A 22019-nucleotide genomic window follows, 5' to 3' on the forward strand; every position below is an offset into this window, starting at 1 on the left:
CGCGCGTTCCTCCGGCTCAGGCCGCTGCCGCACCGGCCGCCATCGACCGCGACGCCGCGCTGCCAGCCGTGCACGGCCAAGGCCCGGCACCAGGATGTGTGTGTGCGGTGCGGCCGGCTGCGCCGGGTCAACAACCGCACCGCGGACGGGGAACCCCTGTGTGCGACCTGCGGCACCCCACCTTCACCGTGCGACGGTTGCGGGAAGACCTACCGGATCTCCGCGCTCCTTCTGACGGGCGACGGTCGTGCCGGACCTGCTGGACCAAACACCCCGGCGCGAAGAAGCCCTGCGTACACAGTGGAGTTGTCGCCCGCCTCTTCCATCGGAGCATGTGCCCGAACTGCGCGCGCGACCGGAGTCCGCGCGAAGTCCTCGCCGGCCTCGACGGTCAGGTGCGGCCCGAACTCCAGGGCGTCGTCGACACGCTCCGCGCGCTCGATGCCCGCACCGTCCCGCGGTGGGTGCACAAGACGCCGGCCCGCCGTGTTGGCTTCCGGGCGCTGGCGACCGCGACGGGCCCGGTGACACACCAGAGCCTGGACGCCGTGGCCGACGGACACGTGGCCGACCATCTGCGCGCACTCCTCGTCCCGCACGGCGTCCTGGTGGTCCGAGACGAACATCTCGCCCGGATCGAGCAGTGGCTGCCGAAGGTGCTGGGCCGTCTTCCCGACGCGGCGGAGCGGCGGAGCGTGGAGCGGTGGGCACGCCGGCAGCCGCTGCGCCGCCTGCACCGACAGGCTGAGCACACCAGCTCTGGGCAAGCCTGCGGGATCCGGCAGGAGATCCGCGCCGTCGTCCGTCTATTGGAATGGTTGCCCGAACAGGGCGGCAACCTCGCCGCGTGCACGCAGGACCACGTCGACGCCTATCTCGCCACGGGTACGGCCGGGCGCCCGCAGCCCCGGGCCTTTTGCACTGGACCAGCCGCAACCAGCACACCCGAGCCCTGACGGGCCCCCTGCTGCACCAGCTCGCTCGCCGCCGACATCATCGCCGCCGACACACGCTGGCGACTGGTGCACCGGCTCGTGAAGGAACCCGACGTCGCGGTCCGCGACCGCACGGCCGGACTGCTCCTGCTGCTGTTCGCACAACCCCCGTCCCGGATCTGCGCAGTCAGCCGCGACGACGTCCTCGACGACGGCACCACGCCGCGGCTGCGCCTGGGCGCACACCCGGCAGAGATCCCGCCGCCGCTGGACGGGATGCTCCGCGAATTGGTGCGCTACCCGGGCGGCAAGGCCCCTCGCCTCGAACCCGGCCCGAGCCGCTGGCTGTTCCCCGGTTCCCGGGCCGGTCGCCCGATGGAACCGGTCAGCCTGTCGCGCGGACTCAAGGCGCTCGGCATCCGGCCCCGGCCCACCCGAAACGCCTCGCTCATGGACCTGGCCGTCGAGCTTCCCGCGTTCGTCTTCAGCCGTCTGCTCGCCTTCTGCGAGCAGACCGCCGCGAACTGGATGGCCGAGAGCGGCGGCGACGAGGCCCGCTAGACCGCCCACCGGGCCCGAGGGGCGGACCGCGTCTGATACACCCCCGGTTCTGCCACTAAGGGGCGGGGCACATGGTGTGGGCGGAAGTCCCTACAACAGGGCGCCGCCGGACACCTCAAGGCGCTGGGCGGTGACCCATCGCAGGTCCTCGGAGGCGAGCGCGGCAATAGCGTCGCCGATCTCCTGCGGTTCACCGACACGGCCGAGCGCGGTCTGCGCGCCCAAGCCCTCGCGCATCTGCGCGTCGTCCCGCATGGCGCCGCCGTTGAAGTCGGTGGCGGTCGGCCCTGGCGCGATGGTGTTTACGCGGATCTTGCGCGCCCCCAGCTCCACGGCCAGGGTCCGGCCAAGGACCTCGACCGCCGCCTTGGAGGCCGAGTACACCGAGGTGCCGGCACTGGTGTGGCGGCTGAGGGAGGAGGAGACGTTGATGATCCGCCCCCCGTCGGCCAGCACGGGCGCAAGCGCCTGGATGAGGAAGAACGTGCCACGCACATTGGTGTCCATCACCCTGTCGAAGTCGTCGACCGTGACCGCTTCCAACGGTCCGAACAGCCCGATCCCGGCATTGTTGACCAGCACATCCAGCCGGGTCGCGTCCCAGCGCTCCAGTTGCGCGGTCAGGTGGGAAACGAAGGCGGGAAAGGAGGCCACGTCGCTGATGTCCAGCCGCAGCGCGGCAGCCGTGGCGCCGGCGTTCTGAGCGGCTTTGACCGTCTCCTCGGCCTCCTGCGCGTCGCCGCGGTAGGTCACGATGACGCGCAGCCCGTGCCGGGCCAGAGCCTGGGCCGTAGCTCGGCCCAGCCCGCGATTGCCGCCGGTCACCAATGCGATCTTGCCTGACTCCATGAGTGCTTCTCCCTGCGGGAACTGAACGACGCAGGCGGGGGAGTGCTCCCGCCGACCGGATGCGAGTCGATCGACTCGCCTCTCTGACCACGTAAACATCTGCACAGTGGCGAGTCAAGTGACTCGCCTCGTCACGGGTCATACTGGTTCCATGACCGCAGGGCTCTCCGCGCACCACCAACGACTCGCTCAGCGCAAGCGCGAGGCGATCACCGCAGCGGCCACGAAGCTGTTCCTGGAACGGGGCTATGACGGGACCTCGCTGGCGAAGATCGCGCAGGAAGCGGTCGTCTCGAAGTCCACGCTGTTCAAGCAGTTCCCCACCAAGGCGGCCCTCTTCGAGGCCATCGTCACCGAGTACTGGAAGGGCGGTCCGGACCCGGCGGCGCCCGCGACGCAGCCCGGTGACCTGGGCGCCGGCTTGAGCGCGATCGGCCGCCAGTACGCCGACCTGATCGGCCGGCCCGCGATGGCGGCCCTCTTCCGCATCGTCATCGCCGAACTGCCGCGCTTCCCGGAACTGGGACGGGCTCAGTTCGAGCTGGGCAAGCTGCCCTACTTCATCTCCGTCCAGCGTTACCTGGAGGCCCAGCACGCCGCGGGCACTGCGGTGGTACCTGACGCGGAGAGCGCCACCAACCAGTTCCTCGGCATGATCGCCAACTACGTCCTGTGGCCGCGGATGCTGCTCGCCGACTGGAGCCCCGCACCTGCCGACGTCGACCACGCCGTCGACGAGGCGGTCACGACGATGCTCGCCCGCTACGGCCGCAGCACCGCCGACCCGCAGCACTCCTGAGGGCTCCGGCGCCGCCGCGGGCGCGGACGGCATGCCCCCCCGGAACACCGCTGGAGCACCCAGCGCACCGACCGCATCGAGCTGGAAACCGCGGTGACCCCGCTGGGCTGGGAGAGTCCGCTGCGGCTCGCGGAGGACTGGGCGACGGTCGATCGACCTCCTGTCCGGCGGCCGGTTCAACCCTGCGTGAGCACCGGCGCGCCGATGCACTGCGAGCGGGTCGAGGACGCCCCGGAGCGCTGTGCGACCCGGTACGGGGACGAGTACGACGCCGCGCTCTCCCGCGCCGCCGACCGGCCCCTGGCAGCCGTGCGGGCGTTCTTCGACGTCACCCTGGACCGCATCGCGGACCCCGGGCTGCCCGACGGATGCCTGGTGGCCCAGACCGTCATGGCGACCCGTCATGGCGACCCCGTGCTGAGCCCGGGAGTCGCCGCGCGCACGGGAGGCGATCGGCCTGCGGCACACCCGGCTGCACACCGCACGGGAGGCCGGCCGGCTGCGCGACGGGACGGCCGAGTCCTTCGCGACCCACCTCGCGGCCGTGAACCAGTCCCTCGCCGTCATGAGCAGAGCCGGCACGAGCGCGGACCAGCTGCGCGCCGTCGTCGACGTGGCCCTCGACGCCCTCGCGCGGGCCCTCGGCGCGAGCGACACGGACGCCTGATCCGCAGCAGCCCCCCGAGCAGGACCGAGGGCCGGTCTCGGATGACCGGCTGGGCATCGGCGGCGGCTCAGTCCTTGCTCAGTTCCCAGAACCGGAAGACCGTGGACAGGTCGAGGCAGTAGAACACGCCGTCCCGGACGTCCCTCCGTACGACCGCGTACTGCTTCGCCTGCCACAGCGGCAGCACGGGCACTTCCTCGGCGACGATCCGCTGCAGCTCGCCGAAGTCCGCCTCCGCGTTCAGACGGTTGCTGTCCTCGGCCGTCCGCGGGAGCAGCCTGTCGGTGATCTCCCTGTTCCGGTAGCCGTTCCCCAGCACGTTGCCGTCGCCGAAGAAGGGCGCCGTGAAGTTGTCGGGGTCGGGGTAGTCGGGCACCCAACCCTTCACGTACACGCCGTACTTGCCGTCCTCGATGTCCTTCTCATACTGCTCGTACTCCACCGATCTCATGTCGGCGTCGAACAGGCCGCTGGCATTGAGCTGGGCGGCGATCTCCGTCAGTTCCTCGTCGGTGGCCGGGCCATAGCGGGACGGGGTCGACCAGAGGGTCAGCCGGACCTTGTCCGTGATCCCGGCTTCGCGCAGTACGGCGGCCGCCTTCTCCTTGGACGGAACGGCGCCGTAGCGGTCGAAGAAGGCGGTGGTGTGCCCGATGATGCCGGCCGGAACCATGGAGTACAGCGGGACGGTGGTGTCCTCGTAGACGCTGCTGATGAGTTCCTCGCGGTCGACGAGATGGGCGATCGCCTGCCGGACGGCGAGCTGCCCGGCCACGGGGTCGGCCAGGTTGAACACCAGGTGCTGTACTTCGGCGCTGCTGCCCTCGACGACGTCGGCGCCCGCGCTGCCGTTCTGCCGGTCGATGTCCGCGATGTCCTGTGCGGTCAGTCCCCGGTAGGCGATGTCCACCTCGCCCTTGAGCAGAGCCGCCTTGAGGGCTTCCCGGTCGCCGTGGAAGAAGCGGAGCACGACGCCCGAGTTCTTCGGCTCGGCGGTCCCCCGGTACCGGGGGTTCACCGAGAAGACCGCCTCGTCGTCGTCGAACCGCTCCAGGACGTAGGGCCCGGAGCCGACCGCTCCGCCGTCGGCGCGCAGGCGGTCATGCTCGTACGCCGCACGGCTGACGATGGACCCGGCTCCGGAAGCTATCTTGCTGGGGAACGTGGCGTCGGGGGCCTTGAGGCGGAAGACCACGGTTCTGTCGTCGGGCGTCTCGACCCGGTCGAGGGTGTTCAGCATGACAGCGGGGCCGGCTGGATCGTCGATGCCGAGGACGCGGTCGAAGGAGAACTTGACGTCCTGGGCGGTCACCTCGTCCCCGTTGCTGAAGCGGAGCCCTTCGCGCAGCACACAGCGGTACGTCCGGGCCTCGCTGTCGGTGAACACGCACCGCTCGGCCGCTTCGGGCCGCGGTTCGGTGCCGCCCTTGGGGAAACTGAGCAGGGACTGGAACACGTTGTTGAACAGCATCCAGGACCCGGGGTCGTAGCCGGAGGCGGGGTCCGTGGCCAGCACGTCGTCGGACATCCCGACCACGATGCGCGAGCCCTCGTCCGCCGATCCGGTCACGAACCCGCATCCGGCGAGGAGGCTCATGGCGAGTCCGAGGGGGGCGAGCCTGACCGGCCACGCTCTGCGTCTGATCACTGCACGTGCCTTGTCCTGTGGGTGACGGAAGTGTTCGCCGGGTCCGTCGCGGCTCGCCCATGGAGGCGCCGGGCTCGATGAGAGGCCCGCGCGGGGGCTGCCCCGCCCGAGGCACGGCGCGCGTATCGAGCTGCTCGTCGGTCGAACGGCAGCAATGTACTCCCGGGTAACGTCGGGGACGGAAGAACGGCGTTCCGCTGCCCGATGTGACGGCCGCTGTGCCCGGACCACCACGTACGGCGTGCGGCCCCGCCCCAGGTCCACCGGGTGTGGTCTGGCGCCGCGCGCTCCGGATTCACTGGTCGGTGTCGACGTCCTGGACGCGGCAGCCTGAGACCTCGCCGATCCGGGCGGCGGTGCGCGCGGCGAAGACGACGACGTCTCCCCACCCGCGGTACTGGTCGTGGGAGGCGGCCACGAGCACGAGCACGTCGGCCAGCTGGACGGGGGCGTCTGGGTCGGTCAGGGCCAGCGCCCGCGGATCACGGAGTCCGTCCTCGCCCTGCTTGTGGAGCTTCTGCCAGCCGGTCACGCGGCCGGGTTCACGCTGATGATGCCGTCCCGGACGGCCTGTTCCATGACGCGGACCAGGACGGCGATCGTGTTCTTGACCGTTGGGCGGCTGTGCTCGTCGACGATCCGGTTCTGCACGGCGCGGTCGACGACACCGTTGATGATCAACCGGACGGCGAGGTGCCCCAGAGGCGGGAACCACACGCTTCCGCCACCCCGCGAGGCAGGGGTCCAGCGTCTTCAGCCCCAGGCCGCGCGGCGCGAGATTCAGCCCGTGGACATGTCAAGTATCGCAGCGACCTCAGAGGTGTCCGTAAGTACGCGCTCAACGCTACGGCGCCTGCGCGACGAATCGATATCGGTGCGGGTCCGGTCAGGGTGCTACTGCGGTTCCACGGCCAAGATGGCTCCTTGAGGCTGGCCTGAGTCTGATCGCGGCAGCGGCTCGCGCTCTGCTCTGGCCGAATTCCGAATGTCCTTGGCACCCGCCCTGCGCCACCGTCAAGAGCCATCGGACGAGCTACAGCCATGGTCAGGAGAATCGCCGGTATGGCTAACCGGCGATCTGCCACTGTGCAGCCCCGCTGCTTCGGCCACTCAGATTCCTGGGACTGTGGGTGCCTCCTCCTTTGAGGTCTTTGAGGCAGGGGAACGAGGGGCCCGGGTCAGCTGGCCCGTGGGGGTGCGTGGCCCATCTTCCGGTCGGGCGCCTTCGCTCCTGACTACCGTCCAGACCATCCGAGTGATGGTGATCACGGACGTCCTTCGGGGGTGCTGCGTAGGCTTGGGTCGTCGTCACGATGGGGTCCGCAAGAGGGGGCGAAGCGCTCCGTGGTCTGACGACGCGCCAGAAAAGTCGGCAAGTGGTCAGCGTGAGTCCTGGAAAACTCGGGGAAAGCTACCCGAGCGTGCGACTCGTTGTAGGGTGTGGAAACAGCCCTTGACCTGCAAAAACGCAGGCAGGGAGCCTATTTGTGGGAGTGCCCCGATGATGCGTACCATGTTCAAGTCCAAGATCCACCGCGCCACCGTCACCCAGGCCGACCTGCACTACGTGGGATCGGTCACCATCGACGCCGACCTGCTGGACGCCGCCGATCTGCTGCCCGGTGAGCTGGTGCACATCGTGGACATCACCAACGGGGCCCGGCTGGAGACCTACGTCATCGAGGGCGAGCGCGGCTCCGGCGTCGTGGGGATCAACGGCGCCGCCGCTCATCTCGTCCACCCCGGCGACCTGGTGATCATCATCAGTTACGCTCAGGTCACCGACGCCGAGGCGCGGGCGCTGAAGCCGCAGGTCGTGCACGTGGACCGCGACAACCGCATCGTCGCCCTCGGCGCGGACCCCTCCGAGCCGGTACCGGGCTCGGACCAGGAGCGCAGCCCGCAGGCCGTGTCGGCCTGACGCGGCGACGACGGCGGAATCCGGCGGGCACGCCGGGCACGCCGGGAACAGGAGCAGCCGTGAGCGACATCGAGATCCGTGACGACCGGGCGGCGGGCCGCCTGGAGGCGGTGGCGGACGGCGAGGTCGTCGGCCGGATCGAGTACTTCGTGCTCGACGGCCCCGGCGACGCCCTCGTCCCGGTGCACACCATCGTCGAGCCGGCCCACGAGGGCAAGGGCATCGCGGGCTCGCTGGCCCGCGAGCTGTACGCCACCGCGCGGCGCGAGGGCGTCACCGTCGCCCCGCTGTGCCCGTACGTCGTCAAGTGGGCCGAGCGCCACCCCGACGAGGCCCCGGCCGCCGACCCGGCCCTGCTGCGCGCGGCGAAGGACTGGCTGCGGGCGCACCCCGGACGGTTCTGACCGGCGGGCGGGACCCGGGCGCGCCCTCCCCGCCGGGAGGCCGCCCGGGTCCCGCGCCTCCCCCGGGGAAGTGAGTGGCCGCGCGGCCCCCGGGTAGGCGGGGGAGTAGGCCAGAGCCCACGCAGACCCAACGGCCGGAGGACATCCGCCATGACGAACCCCTACCCGGACCCCGTCCCACCGGGCCCGACGCCGGGCCCGGACCCCGAGCCCCCGCAGCCCTACCCGGACCCGGTGCCGCCCCCCGAGCCGCCGCCCGGCCCCGCTCCCGGCCCGCAGCCGGTGCCGCCGGGCCCGGCTCCCCAGCCGCCGGGCCCGCACCCCGGCCCGCCCGAGCCCTCGCCGTCCCCGATCCCGCCGGGGCCCGAACCCGTGCCGGACCCCGAGCCGGGCCCGCCGCTGCGCTGACGCCCGTGGCGACGGCGCCCGCGCCGGGGTGGCCGGCTAGCCGGCCCGCCCGCGCCGGGGTGGCCGGCTAGCCGGCCACCTCCGACCGGTCCCCGCCCCACAGCGTGTGGAACGAGCCGTCCCGGTCGGTGCGCCGGTAGGTGTGCGCCCCGAAGAAGTCCCGCTGGCCCTGGGTGAGGGCGGCGGGCAGCCGCTCGGCACGCAGGGCGTCGTAGTAGGCGAGGGCGGCGGCGAAACCGGGCGTCGGCACACCCTGCCGGACCGCCGCGACCAGCACCTCGCGCCAGTCGTCCTGCGCGTCGGCGATCTCCCGCGCGAACGTCTCGTCCGACAGCAGGCTCGGCAGGTCCGGCCGGGCGTCGTACGCGGCGCGGATGCGGTCCAGGAAGGCCGCCCGGATGATGCAGCCGCCGCGCCAGATCGCCGACACCGCGCCCAGGTCGATGTCCCAGCCGTACTCCTCGCTGCCCGCGGCGATCTCGTGGAAGCCCTGCGTGTACGACACGATCTTCGACGCGTACAGCGCCTGCTCCACCCGGTCCGCGAAGGCGGCCGCCTCCGCCTCCGGCAGCGGCGCCGCCTTCGGGCCGGACAGCGAGCGCGAGGCGTCCCGCAGCGCCGCGTGACCGGAGAGCGAGCGGGCGAAGACCGCCTCGGCGATGCCCGAGACCGGGACGCCGAGGTCGAGGGCGATCTGGACCGTCCAGCGGCCGGTGCCCTTCTGCTCCGCCTGGTCCAGCACCACGTCCACGAACGGCTTCCCCGTCACCTCGTCCACGTGCGACAGCACCTCGGCGGTGATCTCGATCAGGTACGAGTCGAGGCGGCCGGTGTTCCAGGTGCGGAAGATCTCCGCGATCCGGTCCGGGGCGTACCCGGCGACGTCCCGCAGCAGCTGGTACGCCTCGCCGATCAGCTGCATGTCGGCGTACTCGATGCCGTTGTGCACCATCTTCACGAAGTGGCCGGCGCCGTCCGGACCGACGTGCGTCACACAGGGCGCGCCGTCCGCCGCCTTCGCCGAGATCTTCTCCAGCATCGGCCCCAGCGACTCGTACGACTCCACCGGCCCGCCCGGCATGATGCTGGGCCCGTTCAGCGCGCCCTCCTCGCCGCCCGAGACGCCCATGCCGACGAAGTGGATGCCCTGCTCGCGCAGCTCGCGCTCACGGCGCCGGGTGTCCGCGAAGTGCGCGTTGCCACCGTCGATGATCATGTCGCCCGGTTCCAGGAGCGGGGCGAACTCGCGGATCACCGCGTCCGTGGGATCACCGGCCTTGACCATGATCACCAGGCGCCGGGGGCGTTCCAGCGCCGCCACGAAATCCTCGGCGGTCTCGGTGGCGATGAAGTCGCCCTCGCCGCCGAACTCCTCCACCAGCGTGCGGGTCCTGGACGCCGTCCGGTTGTGCAGGGCGACCGTGTAGCCGTTGCGGGCGAAGTTGCGGGCGAGGTTGCGGCCCATGACCGCGAGACCCGTGACGCCGATCTGCGCTGTACTGCTCATGTGCGTTGGCTCCTAGTGACCTGGATGTCTGTGGTGCGGGTCGTGCTCGCCGGCCTGCGGCCGCCCTGCCCATCCTGACGTGCCGGAACGCCCGCCGCACGTGCACGGCGGCGCGTACACCGGTACGCGCGGCAGGCCCCCCGCGGTTCGGCGGGCGGTTGCCTCATCCGGCCAACAAGCGCCGCTTCCACGCCATTCCGGCGCGCCGGCGGACCGACGGCCGTATTGTCATGGCCGGTTCGCAGTGCTTACCTTTGCCGCTCCTGACCCAGTGTCGAGGGGGACCCCCATGGCCGTACGCGGCCGGCACCGCCGGTATCAGCCGAACAGGATCAACCGCGCCTCCCTGACCGTCACCGCGGGCGGAGCCGGCATGGCGCTCCCGCTCATCGGCGCCGGTCCCGTGCACGCGGCCGATCTGGAGACCTGGGAGAAGGTGGCCGCCTGCGAGTCCACCGGCAACTGGGACATCAACACCGGCAACGGTTTCTACGGCGGTCTGCAGTTCACCCAGTCCACCTGGGAGGCGTACGGCGGCACGCGGTACGCGCCGCGCGCGGACCTGGCGACCAGGGACCAGCAGATCGCCGTGGCGGAGAAGGTCCTGGACGGGCAGGGACCCGGCGCCTGGCCGGTCTGCTCGACGCGGGCCGGACTGACCCGGGGCGGCGGCACCCCCGACATCCATCCGTCCGGCGCCAGGGGCGGGAGCGTCCGGGAGAGCGGGTCCGGGCGGGACCGCGAGGCCGCCAGCGGCGCCGACGTCACCCCGCAGAGCACCCCGCAGTCCCGGGCAGGCCGGTCCCGGATGTACACCGTGATCTCCGGTGACACCCTGTCCGGCATCGCGGACGCCAAGCGAGTCGACGGCGGCTGGCAGCGGCTCTACGAGGCCAACCGCGACGAGGTCGGCGCCGACCCCGACCTCATCCTGCCGGGCCAGCGGCTGAGCCTGACCGGCCGGACCTCCGGTACCGAGGCCGGGAGCAGGAGCGGCAGCCCGGAGAAGACGGCGGGCCGGAGCACCGACAGAGCCGAGCGCAAGGCCGCCGCGGCCGAACCGAAGAAGCAGGAACCGAAGAAACAGCGGCCGAAGAAGCAGGAGACCAAGAAGCAGGAAGCGAAGAAGCCGCAGAAGTCCTCCTCCGACAGCGGCGGGAGCAAGGCGGCCACCGGGCACTCCCTGGTGGCCCCGGTCGACGCCGCCACGGGGACGCCCTACCACCAGACGGGCTCCTCCTGGTCGCAGGGGTACCACACAGGCGTCGACTTCCCCGTGCCCACCGGCACGTCGGTGAAGTCGGTCGCCGCGGGACGCGTGGTCAGCGCCGGCTGGGCCGGGTCGTTCGGCTACCAGGTGGTCGTCCGGCACGCCGACGGCCGGTACAGCCAGTACGCCCACCTGTCCGCGATCTCCGTCCGGGAGGGGCAGGGCGTGAGCGCCGGGCAGCGCATCGGCCGGTCCGGTTCCACCGGCAACAGCACGGGCCCGCACCTGCACTTCGAGGTGCGGACGGGGCCGGGCTTCGGCACGGACGTCGACCCGGTGGCCTATCTGCGGGCCGGCGGCGTCAGGATCTGATCCGGGCCCGGCACCGGACCGCCGGATGCGGGCGCGAAGTACCCGCAGGCGGCGGCCAGGGCGGCGGAAGCGGCGGACGGCACGGCGGAAGCGGCGGACGGCACGGCGTCCGCCGCGCGGACACCGTCTTCCGTGAGCGCGCCCGCCCCCGCGCGTATGCCCTCTTCCGCGAGGGCCTCGTCCCCGTGCGCGCCGCCGCGGTGCGGGTGAGCGCCGCCGGTGTCCTCAGGGGCGGGGTCCGACGGCGCGGGCGGGTCCAGCCGATCCGGGTCCCGGCCGCCGGCGCACCGAGTCCCCTGCGACGGCACCTGCCCGGCCCCGGCCGGCCCCCGGGAGCCGGCCGGCCCGGAGGACGGCACGTGCCTCCCCGGCCCCGTACCGGCCTCGGGAGCCGGACCGGCCGTCCGCGCCAGCCGTTCCGTGGTCAGCAGGATCAGCCCGCCCGCCGCCACGACGCCGCAGCCGAGGGCGAGCACGGTGCCGAGCGTGCCGTGGCGGAAGGTCTCGCCGAACATCGTGATGCCGACCGCCGCGGCCACTACCGGGTTCACCACCGTCAGCGTGGCCAGCGGGGCCGCGAGGCCCGCGCCCCGGTAGGACGCCTGGGACAGCAGCATGCCCGCCGTGGCGAGGACGCCGATCACGGCCAGGGACGGCAGGTCGCCGGCCAAGACGCCACCGGTCCAGTCGACCGCGACCGTCTTGGTGAACACCGAGGAGATGCCGAAGGCGATCCCGGACGCGGTCGCCAGCAGCATGCTGCGCACCGCCGGATGCCGGTGCACGGCACGGGCGGCGGCCATCAGTGTCACGACCGCCCCCGCGGTCACCACCGCGACCGCCGTGCGCTGCGCGGTGTCCAGGGACCGGGCGTCCGCCGAGCCGACCAGCGACAGCAGGCCCGCCAGTCCGACCGTCGCCATGACCGCGCCGCGCCAGGCCGTCGCCCCCGCCCGGCGCCCCACGAACAGCGCCGCCATGGGCAGGGCGAAGACGATGGTCAGGGCGCCCAGCGGCTGCACCAGGCTCAGCGGGCCGTAGGCGAGGGCGACCACGTGCAGCAGGGCGCCGAGTCCGTTCAGCGCCACCGCCGCCCACCAGCCGGCCCGGCGCAGCGGCGCGTACGGCCGGTCGGGGCAGGTCAGCGCGACCTGCTCCTGGACGATGGCCCCGGCCGCGTAGGCCACCGCCGACACCAGCGACAGCAGGACGGACAACGCGAGAGCGCTCATCGGCGGCTCCTTCGCGGGAGGCGGCGGCCCGGCCGGGGCGGTCCGGCCCGGCGCGGCGAACGGTCGGCTCTCATGTCCAACACCTTGCCGCGCCCGTGCCTTCCCGTCGTCAGCCCTGAGCACTCTTCGGGTCATACTGCCGATGGAGTACGGCCGCGCCCCGGTCCTCCCCAGGGTGGGTGCCGCGGCGCCGGCGGCACCGGCCCGGAAGGCCGCCGATCGGACCCCTCCGCACCCTTTCCTCCGCGCCCCCGCTGGGTGACCATGAGGGGAACAGCCGCCGAGACAGGAGGTTCCGGGTGCGTGTGGGACTGCTGACCCGCGAGTACCCGCCCGACGTCTACGGCGGCGCGGGCGTCCACGTCGAGTTCCTCGCCCGGGAGCTGGCCGCCCTGGTCGACCTGGACGTGCACTGCTGGGGCGAGGCGTCCGGCGCCGACGGCGCCGGGGTGTCGCGCCACCGCTCCTGGCCCGCGCTGGACGGCGCCAACGAGGCGCTGCGCACCCTCTCGGTCGACCTCGCCATGGCCGACGCCCTCACCGGCCGCGACCTGGTCCACTCCCACACCTGGTACGCCAACCTCGGCGGCCACCTCGCCAAGCTGCTGCACGGCGTCCCGCACGTGGTGACCGCGCACTCCCTGGAGCCGCTGCGCCCCTGGAAGGCCGAGCGGCTCGGCGGCGGGTACGCGGTGTCGAGCTGGACCGAGCGCACCGCGATCGAGGCGGCAGACGCGGTGATCGCCGTTTCCGGCGCGATGCGCGACGACATCCTCGCCTGCTACCCGGCGCTGCCCGCCGACCGGGTGCACGTCGTGCACAACGGCATCGACACCCGGCTGTACCGCCCCGACCCGGCCACCGACGTCCTGGACCGGATCGGCCTGGACCGCTCCCGCCCGTACGTCCTCTTCGTCGGCCGCATCACCCGGCAGAAGGGCGTCCCCCATCTGCTGCGCGCGGTACGGGACATCGACCCGTCCGCACAGGTGGTGCTCTGCGCCGGCGCGCCCGACACCCCGGAGATCGACCGGGAGTTCCGCGACCTCCACCGGGAACTGAGCCGGGCCCGGGAGGGCGTGCACTGGCTCCCGCAGATGCTGCCCCGCGCCGAGGTGGTCCAACTCCTCACCCATGCCGCCGTGTTCGTCTGCCCCTCGGTGTACGAGCCGCTCGGCATCGTCAACCTGGAGGCGATGGCCTGCGGCACCCCCGTGGTCGCCTCTCGCACCGGCGGCATCCCCGAGGTCGTGGCGGACGGCGAAACCGGGGTACTCGTCGAGGTGGACGACGACTTCGAGGCAGGACTCGCCCGCGCGCTGGACGCGGTCATCGGTGACCCGGCCGCCGGCCGGCGGATGGGCGAGGCCGGACGGGAGCGGGCGGTGGCCGAGTTCGGCTGGGACGCGGTCGCCCGCCGCACGGTCCGGCTCTACGAGGACGTCCTGGCACAGGTGTGACGGAGCACAACTGGCGTAGAGGGTGGGAGGGGTGCGGCCATGCGTCGTGGAGGACCTTCGGTGCTCGGCATCGTCCTGGCGGGTGGTGAGGGCAAGCGGCTGATGCCGCTGACCGCGGACCGCGCCAAACCGGCGGTGACGTTCGGCGGCACCTACCGCCTGGTCGACTTCGTGCTCTCCAACCTGGTCAACGGCGACATCCTGCGGATCTGCGTGCTCACCCAGTACAAGTCGCACTCGCTGGACCGGCACGTCACCACCACCTGGCGGATGTCCAGCCTGCTCGGCAACTACGTCACCCCGGTCCCCGCGCAGCAGCGCCTCGGCCCGCGCTGGTACCTGGGCAGCGCCGACGCCATCCTCCAGTCGCTGAACCTGGTGTACGACGAACAACCGGAATACGTCGCGGTGTTCGGCGCCGACCACGTGTACCGCATGGACCCGCGCCAGATGCTCGCCCAGCACATCGAGTCCGGCGCCGGCGTCACCGTGGCGGGCATCCGGGTGCCGCGCACCGAGTCGGCGTCGTTCGGCGTGATCACCCCGGCATCCGACGGGCAGCGGGTCGAGAGCTTCCTGGAGAAGCCCGCCGACCCGCCCGGTCTGGTGGACGACCCCGCCTGCGTCTTCGCCTCGATGGGCAACTACATCTTCACCACCAAGGCCCTGATCGAGGCGCTGCACCGGGACGCCGAGGACGGGGACTCGGCGCACGACATGGGCGGTTCGATCCTGCCCCAGCTCACCGACCGGGGCGAGGCCGGCCTCTACGACTTCAGCGACAACCACGTGCCCGGCGAGACCAGCCGCGACCAGGGGTACTGGCGGGACGTGGGCACACTCGACGCCTACTACGACGCCCACATGGACCTGATCGCCGAGCGCCCCGCCTTCAACCTCTACAACCGGCAGTGGCCGGTCTACACCTCCTCCGGGCAGCTCTCGCCGGCCCGGTTCAACGCCGGTGGCATCGCCAGCGAGTCGATCGTCAGCGCGGGCTGCCTGATCCGGGGACAGGTCACCCGGTCCGTGCTGTCGCCGGGAGTCGTGGTCGACCCGGGGGCGGTGGTCCAGGGCTCGGTGCTGCACGACAACGTGCACATCGGGCGGGGCGCGGTGGTGCGCGGGGCGGTGCTGGACAAGAACGTGCAGGTGCCGCCGGGCGCGACGATCGGCGTCAATCCCGAGCGGGACGCCGAGTTGTACACGGTCTCCGAGGGCGGGGTCATCGCCCTCGGCAAGGGCCAGCGTGTGCCGTAGGACCCCACGGCCCCGGCCGGGCGGTCCCGTGTACCGCCCGGCCGGTCCCCTCCTGGCACCGGCGGTGTGCCAGGAAGGACGAGTGCCACACGATGCCGTTGTCATGTCCCTGGACGCCAAACGGAATCCATGTTGTCATGCATCTGCCGTTACATCGATGTAATGACGCGTCGGTGTGACGACCGCCCCCGCCCTCCTCGAAGGAGAGGATTCGTGCGCATCAGACGACTCAGAGACCGACTGGCCCTGCTGCTGGCCGCCGCGCTCGGCATCGGCGGGCTTGCCGCCGTACCCGCGGGCGCGGCCGGCGACGACCCCGTGGAGGTCCACGGACTCAAGGGCGAGTACTACACCCAGTCCGCCCCCGGCGCCTTCGACTTCCACGAGCTGAAGGCCACCGGCTTCGACCCGCAGATCGACTTCGACAACCTGGAGTCCCGGCTGAAGTCCGCCACCGGGCAGTCGGACGACGTCAGCGTCCGCTGGACCGGCCGGCTGGTCCCCGAGGAGACCGGCCCGCACACCTTCTCGGTCATCGGCGACAACGGCTTCCGCCTCTGGATCGGCGGACAGCTCGCCATCGACCACTGGGTCGACGACTGGGACCGCGAACAGACCGCCCCGCCCGTCGACCTGACGGCCGGGCAGTCCTACGACATCAAGCTGGAGTACTTCGAGCACTACGGCGGCTCCAACCTGCACCTGCGCTGGACCGAGCCCGGCGGCGCCAAGGAGGCCGTCCCGCAGTCGGCGTTCCGCCTGCCCGCGGGGTACGGCTACGACGGCGCGACCTCCGCCACGGTGCTGGCCACCGGCCGCACCCTGAAGCTCGGCTTCCCGCAGCCGCTCGCCGCGCCCCCGGCGGGGCTCGCCGGCCACCTCTCGGCGGTCATCGGCGGCGCCACCTGGCCGCTCGGCGAGGCGAAGGCCGACCCCGCCGACCCCAACGCCCTGCTCGTCGCCCTCGGCGAACCGGTCGTCGGCAACAAGACCGGCACCGCGCCCGGCATCGCCGACGTCCGCTACGACGGCGAGGGCGGTCTGACGACGGCCGACGGCAACGTTGTCAACGCGTTCTGGACGAGCGGCTCCAACCACTCCACCTACGAGCTGCGCACCGACTGGGCCGACGAGGTCGGGCCGGACAACGCGCTCCCCGAGTACCCGCGTCCGCAGCTCACCCGCGACGACTGGCGCAGCCTCAACGGCAGCTGGCAGTTCGCCGCCGCCGAGGCCGGCGAGCAGCCGCCGGTCGGCAGGAGCCTCAAGGAGCGCATCCTCGTCCCGTACCCGGTGGAGTCCCAGCTCTCCGGCATCGAACGGCACGAGGACCGCATGTGGTACCGCCGCACCTTCACCGTCCCCGAGGACTGGAAGGTCGGCTCGCGGCAGCGCCTGAACCTCAACTTCGGCGCGGTGGACTGGCAGTCCGAGGTCTACGTCAACGGCGTCAAGGTCGCCGGCCACAAGGGCGGCTACGACAAGTTCAGCGCGGACGTCACCGACGCGCTCAGGCCCGGCCGCACCCAGGAACTGATCGTCGGCGTCTACGACCCGACCGACGCGGCCGGCGGCGAGAACCCGCCGCTGGGCAAGCAGCGCCTGGACCCGAGCGGCATCTGGTACACGCCGTCCTCCGGCATCTGGCAGTCGGTGTGGATGGAACCGGTCGCCGCCGACCACGTCGGCAACCTCAAGCTCACCCCGGACGTCGACGCCTCCACGCTCACCGTCGAGCCGCAGGGCGTCCGCGCCGGCCTGAAGGTCACGGCCACCGCCTACGCGGGCAAGCGCCAGGTCGCCACGGTCACCGGCCGCACCGGCGCACCGCTCACCCTGAAGATCAAGAACCCGCGCCTGTGGTCGCCGGACGACCCGTTCCTCTACGACCTGAAGGTCACCGTCGGCAAGGACCGCGTCGGCAGCTACTTCGGTATGCGCGCGGTCTCCGTGGAGAAGGTGGACGGAACCCCGCGCACCCTGCTCAACGGCGAGCCGGTCTTCCTGATGGCCACCCTCGACCAGGGCTTCTGGCCGGACGGCCTGCACACCGCCCCGACCGACGAGGCCCTCGCGTACGACCTGAGGATGCACAAGGAGATGGGCTTCAACTCGGTCCGCAAGCACATCAAGGTGGAGCCGGACCGCTGGTTCTACTGGGCGGACAGGCTGGGCCTGCTGGTCTGGCAGGACATGCCGGCGATGACGGCGGGCGTCAACCCCTCCACCGCGGCCCGCGCCGAGTACGAACGCGAGATGAAGGAGATCATCGACGAGCACATCAGCAGCCCGTCGGTGATCATGTGGGTCACCTTCAACGAGGGCTGGGGCCAGTACGACATCGGCCGGATCGCCGAGCAGGCCAAGTCCTGGGACCCGACCCGGCTGGTCAACAACCAGTCCGGGCTGAACCTCGGGGCCGACGGCGGTGCCGGCGACATCATGGACGAGCACGGTTACCCGTCCCCGGCCCTCCCGCCGTCGCCGGACGGTGAACGGGCCCTGGTCAGCGGCGAGTACGGCGGCCTGGGACTGGCGGTGCCCGGTCACGCCTGGTCCGTCCAGCAGAGCTACGTCGACGTGGACCCGGCGACGTACACCGACGACTACCTCACCAAGCTCGCCGAGGTGCACGCGCTGGCCTGCGAGGGCGGGAACGGGGCCGTCTACACGCAGATCACGGACGTCGAAGGCGAGCTGAACGGACTGCTGACGTACGACCGGAAGGTCGTCAAGCCGGACGTGCAGCGCCTGAAGGCGGCGCATGAGCGACTGATCGCGGACATCTCGCGGGCGACCCCCGCGGGCTGTGCCTGACGGAGTGACGAAACGCCGGGTGCGGGTCCCCGCCCAGGGGCGCGGGGAACCGCGTGACCAGCCATGGCGGACCCGCACCCGGCACCCGCGCGAAGCCCCCTGGAGGCACCCCCGCATGAGATGGACCCACCGGCTGCGCGGCGCGGCGGCCGCCGCCGTCGTCGCGCTGCTCGGCGGCGCGCTCGCCGCCCCCACGGCACAGGCGGCCACCGGGCCCGACGGCCCGCTGACCGGCCTCGTCAACCCCTTCATCGGCACCGAGAACGAAGGCAACACCTACCCGGGGGCCGCCGTGCCCTTCGGCATGGTGCAGTTCTCCCCGGACACCGGGCACAACGTCGGCTACGACTACTCGAACGACCGCGTCCGCGGCTTCTCCCTCGTCCACCTCTCCGGCGTCGGCTGCGGCCTCGGCGGTGACCTGCCGGTGCTGCCCACCACCGGTGACGTCACCGAGACGGACTACACGAAGTACGCGGCGCGGTTCAGCCACGACGACGAGGCGGCGAGCCCCGGCTACTACCGGGTCGGCCTGGACTCCGGCATCGACGCCGAGCTGACCGCGACCGCGCGCACCGGCGTGCAGCGCTACACCTTCCCGGCCACCGACAAGGCCAACGTGCTGCTCAACGCGGGCCAGTCGCTGCACCGGACGGCCGCCACCGAGGTGGAGGTCCTGGACAGCCGTACCGTGCGCACCGCCATCACCGGCAGCGGTTTCTGCCAGGACACCGAGCCGTACACCGTCTACACGGTCACCCGGTTCGACCGCCCCTTCACCGCGTACGGCACCTGGGACGGTGCCACCGTCACCGCCGGCGCGCGGACCGGCGAGGACGGCGCCTACCTGCGTTTCGACACGACGAAGGACCGCACGGTCGAGGCGACCACGGCCCTGTCCTACGTCGACGCGAGCGGCGCCGCCCGCAACCTGCGCGCCGAGGGCGGCCGTTCCTTCGACGCCGTACGGAAGGCGGCCGACCGCACCTGGGAGGACCGTCTCGACGACGTCCGCGTCCGGGGCGGCGACGACACCCTGCGCCGCACCTTCTACTCGTCCCTGTACCGGTCCTTCCTCGCGCCCAACATCGGCAGCGACGTGGACGGCCGCTACACCGGCTGGGACCAGGAGATCCACCGGGCGAAGGGTTTCACGTACTACCAGAACTGGTCGCTGTGGGACACCTACCGCACCCAGTCCCAGCTCCTCTCCCTGCTCGCGCCCCGCGAGGCCCGCGACATGGCGATCTCCGTGCTGAAGATCGACGAGGAGAGCGGCTGGCTGCCCAAGTGGGGCTACGGCACCGTCGAGACCAACATCATGACCGGCGACCCGGTCACCCCCTTCCTCACCAACGCCTACCAGCAGGGCCTGCTCACGGGGTACGAGGAACGGGCGTACCGGGCGCTGAGGAAGAACGCCGACGGGGTGCCGCCCGCCGACTCCCCGGCGGTCGGCCGGGAGGCCAACCGCGAGTACCTGGCCGAGGGCTACGCGCCCTATCTCAAGGGCCGCCCGCACGCCAAGCCCGGTGACTCCGACTACGACCACGGCGCCTCCGCCACCCTGGAGTACGCCCTGTCCGACGCGATGCTCGCCCGGATGGCCGCCGACCTCGGCCACGACGCGGACGCCGCCCGGTACGCCGAGCGCGCGCAGAACTACCGCGCCGTCTTCGACCCCGCCACCGGCTTCTTCCGTGCCCGCGACGCCGCCGGCGCCTTCACCGGCCCCGCCGACCCGGCGCGGAGCGAGGGCTTCCACGAGGGCACCAGCTGGCAGTACCAGTGGCTCGTCCCGCAGGACCTGCCCGGCATGATCGGCCTCATCGGCGGCACCGCCGCGGCGAACGAGCGCCTCGACTCCTTCTTCGCCTACGACCGGCTCCTCGCCGACCCGGCGGGCACCGCCCGCGAGGTCTGGGTCAACGGGCCGTACGACTACTACAACGCCGACAAGTACAACCCGCAGAACGAGCCGGACCTCATCGCCCCGTACACGTACCTGTCCACCGGGCAGCCCTGGAAGACCACCGACGTGGTGCACGCCGCGCTGACCCTGTTCACGGACACCCCGACCGGCATGACCGGCAACGACGACCTCGGCACGATGTCCGCCTGGAACGTCCTGTCGTCGATCGGGATCTTCCCGATCCAGCCCGGCTACGACACCTGGGGCCTGTCCACGCCCGTCTTCGACCGGGTCGACCTGACCCTCGACCGCCGCTACTACCCGCGCGGCGCCCTGACCGTCACCGCCCCCGGCACCTCGGACACCGACCGGTACGTCCAGTCCGCCCGCACGGACGGAAAGGCGTACGACCGGACCTATCTGACGACCGACGCGCTGCGCTCGGTGCGCTCGCTCGGGTTCACGGTCGGCCCGCAGCCGTCCGGGTGGGGAACGTCACCGCAGGCGGCGCCGCCCGCCCTGAAGTGACCGCAGTCGCCCCATGAGTCCCGCCCCTCTCCCAGGGGCGGGACGTCATCCTCTGTTAACTGTGCGTAGCTTGATCGTACTTGACCGTAATCGACAAAGGGCGATTGACTGCTTGTCTCTCACCGTCAGCGACACCACCCGTCAGCGACATCGCGAGGCAAGCCCTTGACTTCCGACCTGCTCGCCCCCCTCGACCTGGCGTTCTGGAACATCGAGACCGCCGAGCACCCCATGCACCTGGGGGCGCTCGGCGTCTTCGCGGCCCGCTCACCGGCCGCGGGCGCCCACGCGGCGGACCTGCTCGCCGCGCGCGCGGCGGGTGTGCCCGGACTGCGGATGCGCATCCGGGACGTGTGGCAGCCGCCGCTCGCCCTGCGCCGGCCCTTCGCCTTCGGCGGCGCCGCCCGCGAGCAGGCCCCGGACTTCGACCCCCTCGACCACGTCCGGCTGCACGCCCCGGCCGGCGACTTCCACACCGTCGCGGGCCGGCTGATGCAGCGCCCGCTGGTGCGGGCGCGGCCGCCGTGGGAGGCGCACGTGCTGCCGGGGGAGGACGGGACCTCCTTCGCCGTGCTGTTCAAGTTCCACCACGCCCTCGCCGACGGGCTGCGGGCGCTGGGACTGGCCGCGGCCGTCCTCGACCCGATGGACCTGCCCGCCCCCCGGCCGCGCCCGGTGCCGCCCCGGCGCGGCCCGCTCCCGGACGTGCGCGCCCTGCCCGGGCGGCTGCGCGGCGCCCTCTCCGACGCCGGGCGCGCCCTGGACATCGGCGCCTCCGTCGCCCTGTCCACCCTCGACGCGCGCTCCTCGGACGCGCTGACCGCCGCCTCCTCCGGTACCCGCCGCACCACCGGCGTCAGCCTCGACCTCGACGACGTGCACCGCATCCGCAAGGCCGGGGGCGGCACCGTCAACGACGTCCTCATCGCGGTCGTCGCCGGGGCGCTGCGCCGCTGGCTGGACGAGCGGGGCGACGGCACCGAGGGCGTGGCCCCCCGCGCGCTGATCCCCGTCTCCCAGCGCCGGCCGCGCACCGCGCACCCGCAGGGCAACCGGCTCTCCGGCTATCTGACCCGGCTCCCGGTCTGCGACGCCGACCCGCTCTCCCGGCTGTCCACCGTCCGCGCCGCCATGGACCGCAACAAGGACGCCGGGCCCGCCCGGGGCGCCGGAGCGGTCGCGCTGCTCGCCGACCACGTCCCGGCGCTCGGCCACCGGCTCGGCGGCCCGCTGGTCGGCCAGGCGGCCCGGCTCTGGTTCGACATCCTGGTCACCAGCGTGCCCCTGCCCAGCCTGGGTCTCCGGCTCGGCGGCCATCCGCTGACCGAGATCTGCCCCTTCGCGCCGCTGGCCCGGGGCCACGCGCTGGCGGTCGCGGTCTCCACCTACCGGGGGCGGGTGCACTACGGGCTGGTCGCGGACGCGGCGGCCGTCCCGGACCTGGACCGGCTGGCCGGCGCGGTGACGGAGGAGGTGACGGCCCTCCTCGCGGCCTGCGGCGCCTGAACGGCCGGTGACGGTGCCGCCGG

At 72.4% G+C, this 22019-nt stretch carries 17 protein-coding genes and 4 pseudogenes; 15 read left to right on the forward strand and 6 right to left on the reverse strand.

The annotated features are described in order from the left end of the window. Positions 1 to 332 precede the first annotated feature (332 nt). Positions 333 to 956 carry a hypothetical protein gene (locus Sdagh_RS33430; RefSeq protein ID WP_189413867.1) on the forward strand — a complete coding sequence of 208 codons (624 nt, stop codon included), beginning with the start codon at positions 333 to 335 and terminating at the stop codon, positions 954 to 956. Positions 957 to 1022: 66 nt separating this feature from the next. Continuing rightward, the gene (locus Sdagh_RS33435; RefSeq protein WP_226536120.1) at positions 1023 to 1496 is read left to right on the forward strand and encodes a hypothetical protein; all 474 of its coding nucleotides are present in this window, start codon (positions 1023 to 1025) and stop codon (positions 1494 to 1496) included. Between the two features lie 90 nt (positions 1497 to 1586). On the opposite strand, the gene Sdagh_RS33440 is transcribed toward Sdagh_RS33435, so the two are convergent. Further along, positions 1587 to 2345, reverse strand: coding sequence for an SDR family NAD(P)-dependent oxidoreductase (locus tag Sdagh_RS33440; protein ID WP_190010682.1), 759 nt, complete (start codon positions 2343 to 2345; stop codon positions 1587 to 1589). A gap of 151 nt (positions 2346 to 2496) precedes the next feature. Here Sdagh_RS33440 and Sdagh_RS33445 point away from each other — a divergent pair, with 151 nt between their 5' ends. From Sdagh_RS33445 to Sdagh_RS33455, 3 genes and pseudogenes are all read left to right on the forward strand, one after another. After that, on the forward strand, positions 2497 to 3144 hold the full coding sequence (locus Sdagh_RS33445) for a TetR/AcrR family transcriptional regulator (protein WP_190076425.1): 648 nt from the start codon (positions 2497 to 2499) through the stop codon (positions 3142 to 3144). A gap of 54 nt (positions 3145 to 3198) precedes the next feature. Then, positions 3199 to 3375 (forward strand): annotated as a pseudogene (locus Sdagh_RS33450) (LLM class flavin-dependent oxidoreductase); the annotation flags it as partial. Between the two features lie 3 nt (positions 3376 to 3378). Then, positions 3379 to 3811: pseudogene (locus Sdagh_RS33455) on the forward strand (TetR family transcriptional regulator C-terminal domain-containing protein); the annotation flags it as partial. Between the two features lie 67 nt (positions 3812 to 3878). Here Sdagh_RS33455 and Sdagh_RS33460 read toward each other — a convergent pair. From Sdagh_RS33460 to Sdagh_RS33470, 3 genes are all read right to left on the reverse strand, one after another. Continuing rightward, positions 3879 to 5408, reverse strand: a complete 1530-nt coding sequence (locus tag Sdagh_RS33460) for an ABC transporter substrate-binding protein (RefSeq protein ID WP_190076558.1) — start codon at positions 5406 to 5408, stop codon at positions 3879 to 3881. A 346-nt stretch (positions 5409 to 5754) separates the two neighbouring features. Then, on the reverse strand, positions 5755 to 5991 hold the full coding sequence (locus Sdagh_RS33465; protein WP_226536122.1) for a site-specific integrase: 237 nt from the start codon (positions 5989 to 5991) through the stop codon (positions 5755 to 5757). After that, positions 5988 to 6176: a site-specific integrase gene (locus Sdagh_RS33470; RefSeq protein ID WP_226536124.1), complete on the reverse strand. Its 189-nt coding sequence runs from the start codon at positions 6174 to 6176 to the stop codon at positions 5988 to 5990. The genes Sdagh_RS33465 and Sdagh_RS33470 overlap by 4 nt, the downstream gene beginning before the upstream one ends. 784 nt (positions 6177 to 6960) lie before the next feature. Here Sdagh_RS33470 and panD point away from each other — a divergent pair. The 3 genes from panD to Sdagh_RS33485 all read left to right on the forward strand — a co-directional run bounded on the left by panD (position 6961) and on the right by Sdagh_RS33485 (position 8192). Continuing rightward, entirely contained in the window at positions 6961 to 7380 is a 420-nt protein-coding gene (panD, locus tag Sdagh_RS33475) for an aspartate 1-decarboxylase (protein ID WP_190010680.1), read from the forward strand. 59 nt (positions 7381 to 7439) lie between these two features. Further along, positions 7440 to 7784 carry a GNAT family N-acetyltransferase gene (locus Sdagh_RS33480; RefSeq protein WP_189413875.1) on the forward strand — a complete coding sequence of 115 codons (345 nt, stop codon included), beginning with the start codon at positions 7440 to 7442 and terminating at the stop codon, positions 7782 to 7784. A 150-nt stretch (positions 7785 to 7934) separates the two neighbouring features. Continuing rightward, positions 7935 to 8192 carry a hypothetical protein gene (locus tag Sdagh_RS33485; RefSeq protein WP_189413877.1) on the forward strand — a complete coding sequence of 86 codons (258 nt, stop codon included), beginning with the start codon at positions 7935 to 7937 and terminating at the stop codon, positions 8190 to 8192. 67 nt (positions 8193 to 8259) lie between these two features. On the opposite strand, the gene gnd is transcribed toward Sdagh_RS33485, so the two are convergent. After that, positions 8260 to 9699 (reverse strand): NADP-dependent phosphogluconate dehydrogenase, encoded by a 1440-nt coding sequence (gene gnd, locus Sdagh_RS33490; protein ID WP_189413879.1) that lies wholly within the window; start codon positions 9697 to 9699, stop codon positions 8260 to 8262. Positions 9700 to 9988: 289 nt separating this feature from the next. Between gnd and Sdagh_RS37095 the strand changes: the two are divergent. Further along, positions 9989 to 10661, forward strand: a pseudogene (locus Sdagh_RS37095) (transglycosylase family protein); the annotation flags it as partial. A gap of 302 nt (positions 10662 to 10963) precedes the next feature. Continuing rightward, positions 10964 to 11281 (forward strand): annotated as a pseudogene (locus Sdagh_RS37100) (M23 family metallopeptidase); the annotation flags it as partial. Here the strand turns inward: Sdagh_RS37100 and Sdagh_RS33500 are convergent. Next, the gene (locus tag Sdagh_RS33500) at positions 11251 to 12513 is read right to left on the reverse strand and encodes a DMT family transporter (RefSeq protein ID WP_226536126.1); all 1263 of its coding nucleotides are present in this window, start codon (positions 12511 to 12513) and stop codon (positions 11251 to 11253) included. The pseudogene Sdagh_RS37100 and the gene Sdagh_RS33500 sit on opposite strands and share 31 nt — an antisense overlap. 299 nt (positions 12514 to 12812) lie before the next feature. On the opposite strand from Sdagh_RS33500, the gene glgA reads away from it, so the two are divergent. From glgA to Sdagh_RS33525, 5 genes are all read left to right on the forward strand, one after another. Continuing rightward, on the forward strand, positions 12813 to 13973 hold the full coding sequence (glgA, locus tag Sdagh_RS33505; RefSeq protein WP_189413885.1) for a glycogen synthase: 1161 nt from the start codon (positions 12813 to 12815) through the stop codon (positions 13971 to 13973). A 39-nt stretch (positions 13974 to 14012) separates the two neighbouring features. Beyond that, positions 14013 to 15233, forward strand: a complete 1221-nt coding sequence (gene glgC / locus Sdagh_RS33510) for a glucose-1-phosphate adenylyltransferase (protein WP_189413887.1) — start codon at positions 14013 to 14015, stop codon at positions 15231 to 15233. Between the two features lie 213 nt (positions 15234 to 15446). Then, positions 15447 to 18050, forward strand: a complete 2604-nt coding sequence (locus Sdagh_RS33515) for a PA14 domain-containing protein (protein WP_190010676.1) — start codon at positions 15447 to 15449, stop codon at positions 18048 to 18050. 115 nt (positions 18051 to 18165) lie between these two features. Further along, complete coding sequence (locus Sdagh_RS33520; RefSeq protein WP_190010675.1) at positions 18166 to 20490, forward strand: GH92 family glycosyl hydrolase; 2325 nt, start codon at positions 18166 to 18168, stop codon at positions 20488 to 20490. Between the two features lie 165 nt (positions 20491 to 20655). Further along, positions 20656 to 21996 carry a wax ester/triacylglycerol synthase family O-acyltransferase gene (locus Sdagh_RS33525; protein ID WP_189413893.1) on the forward strand — a complete coding sequence of 447 codons (1341 nt, stop codon included), beginning with the start codon at positions 20656 to 20658 and terminating at the stop codon, positions 21994 to 21996. Positions 21997 to 22019 lie beyond the last annotated feature (23 nt).

This window comes from Streptomyces daghestanicus, assembly GCF_020521275.1.
In the GTDB taxonomy this organism is placed as follows: Bacteria; Actinomycetota; Actinomycetes; order Streptomycetales; family Streptomycetaceae; genus Streptomyces; species Streptomyces griseoviridis.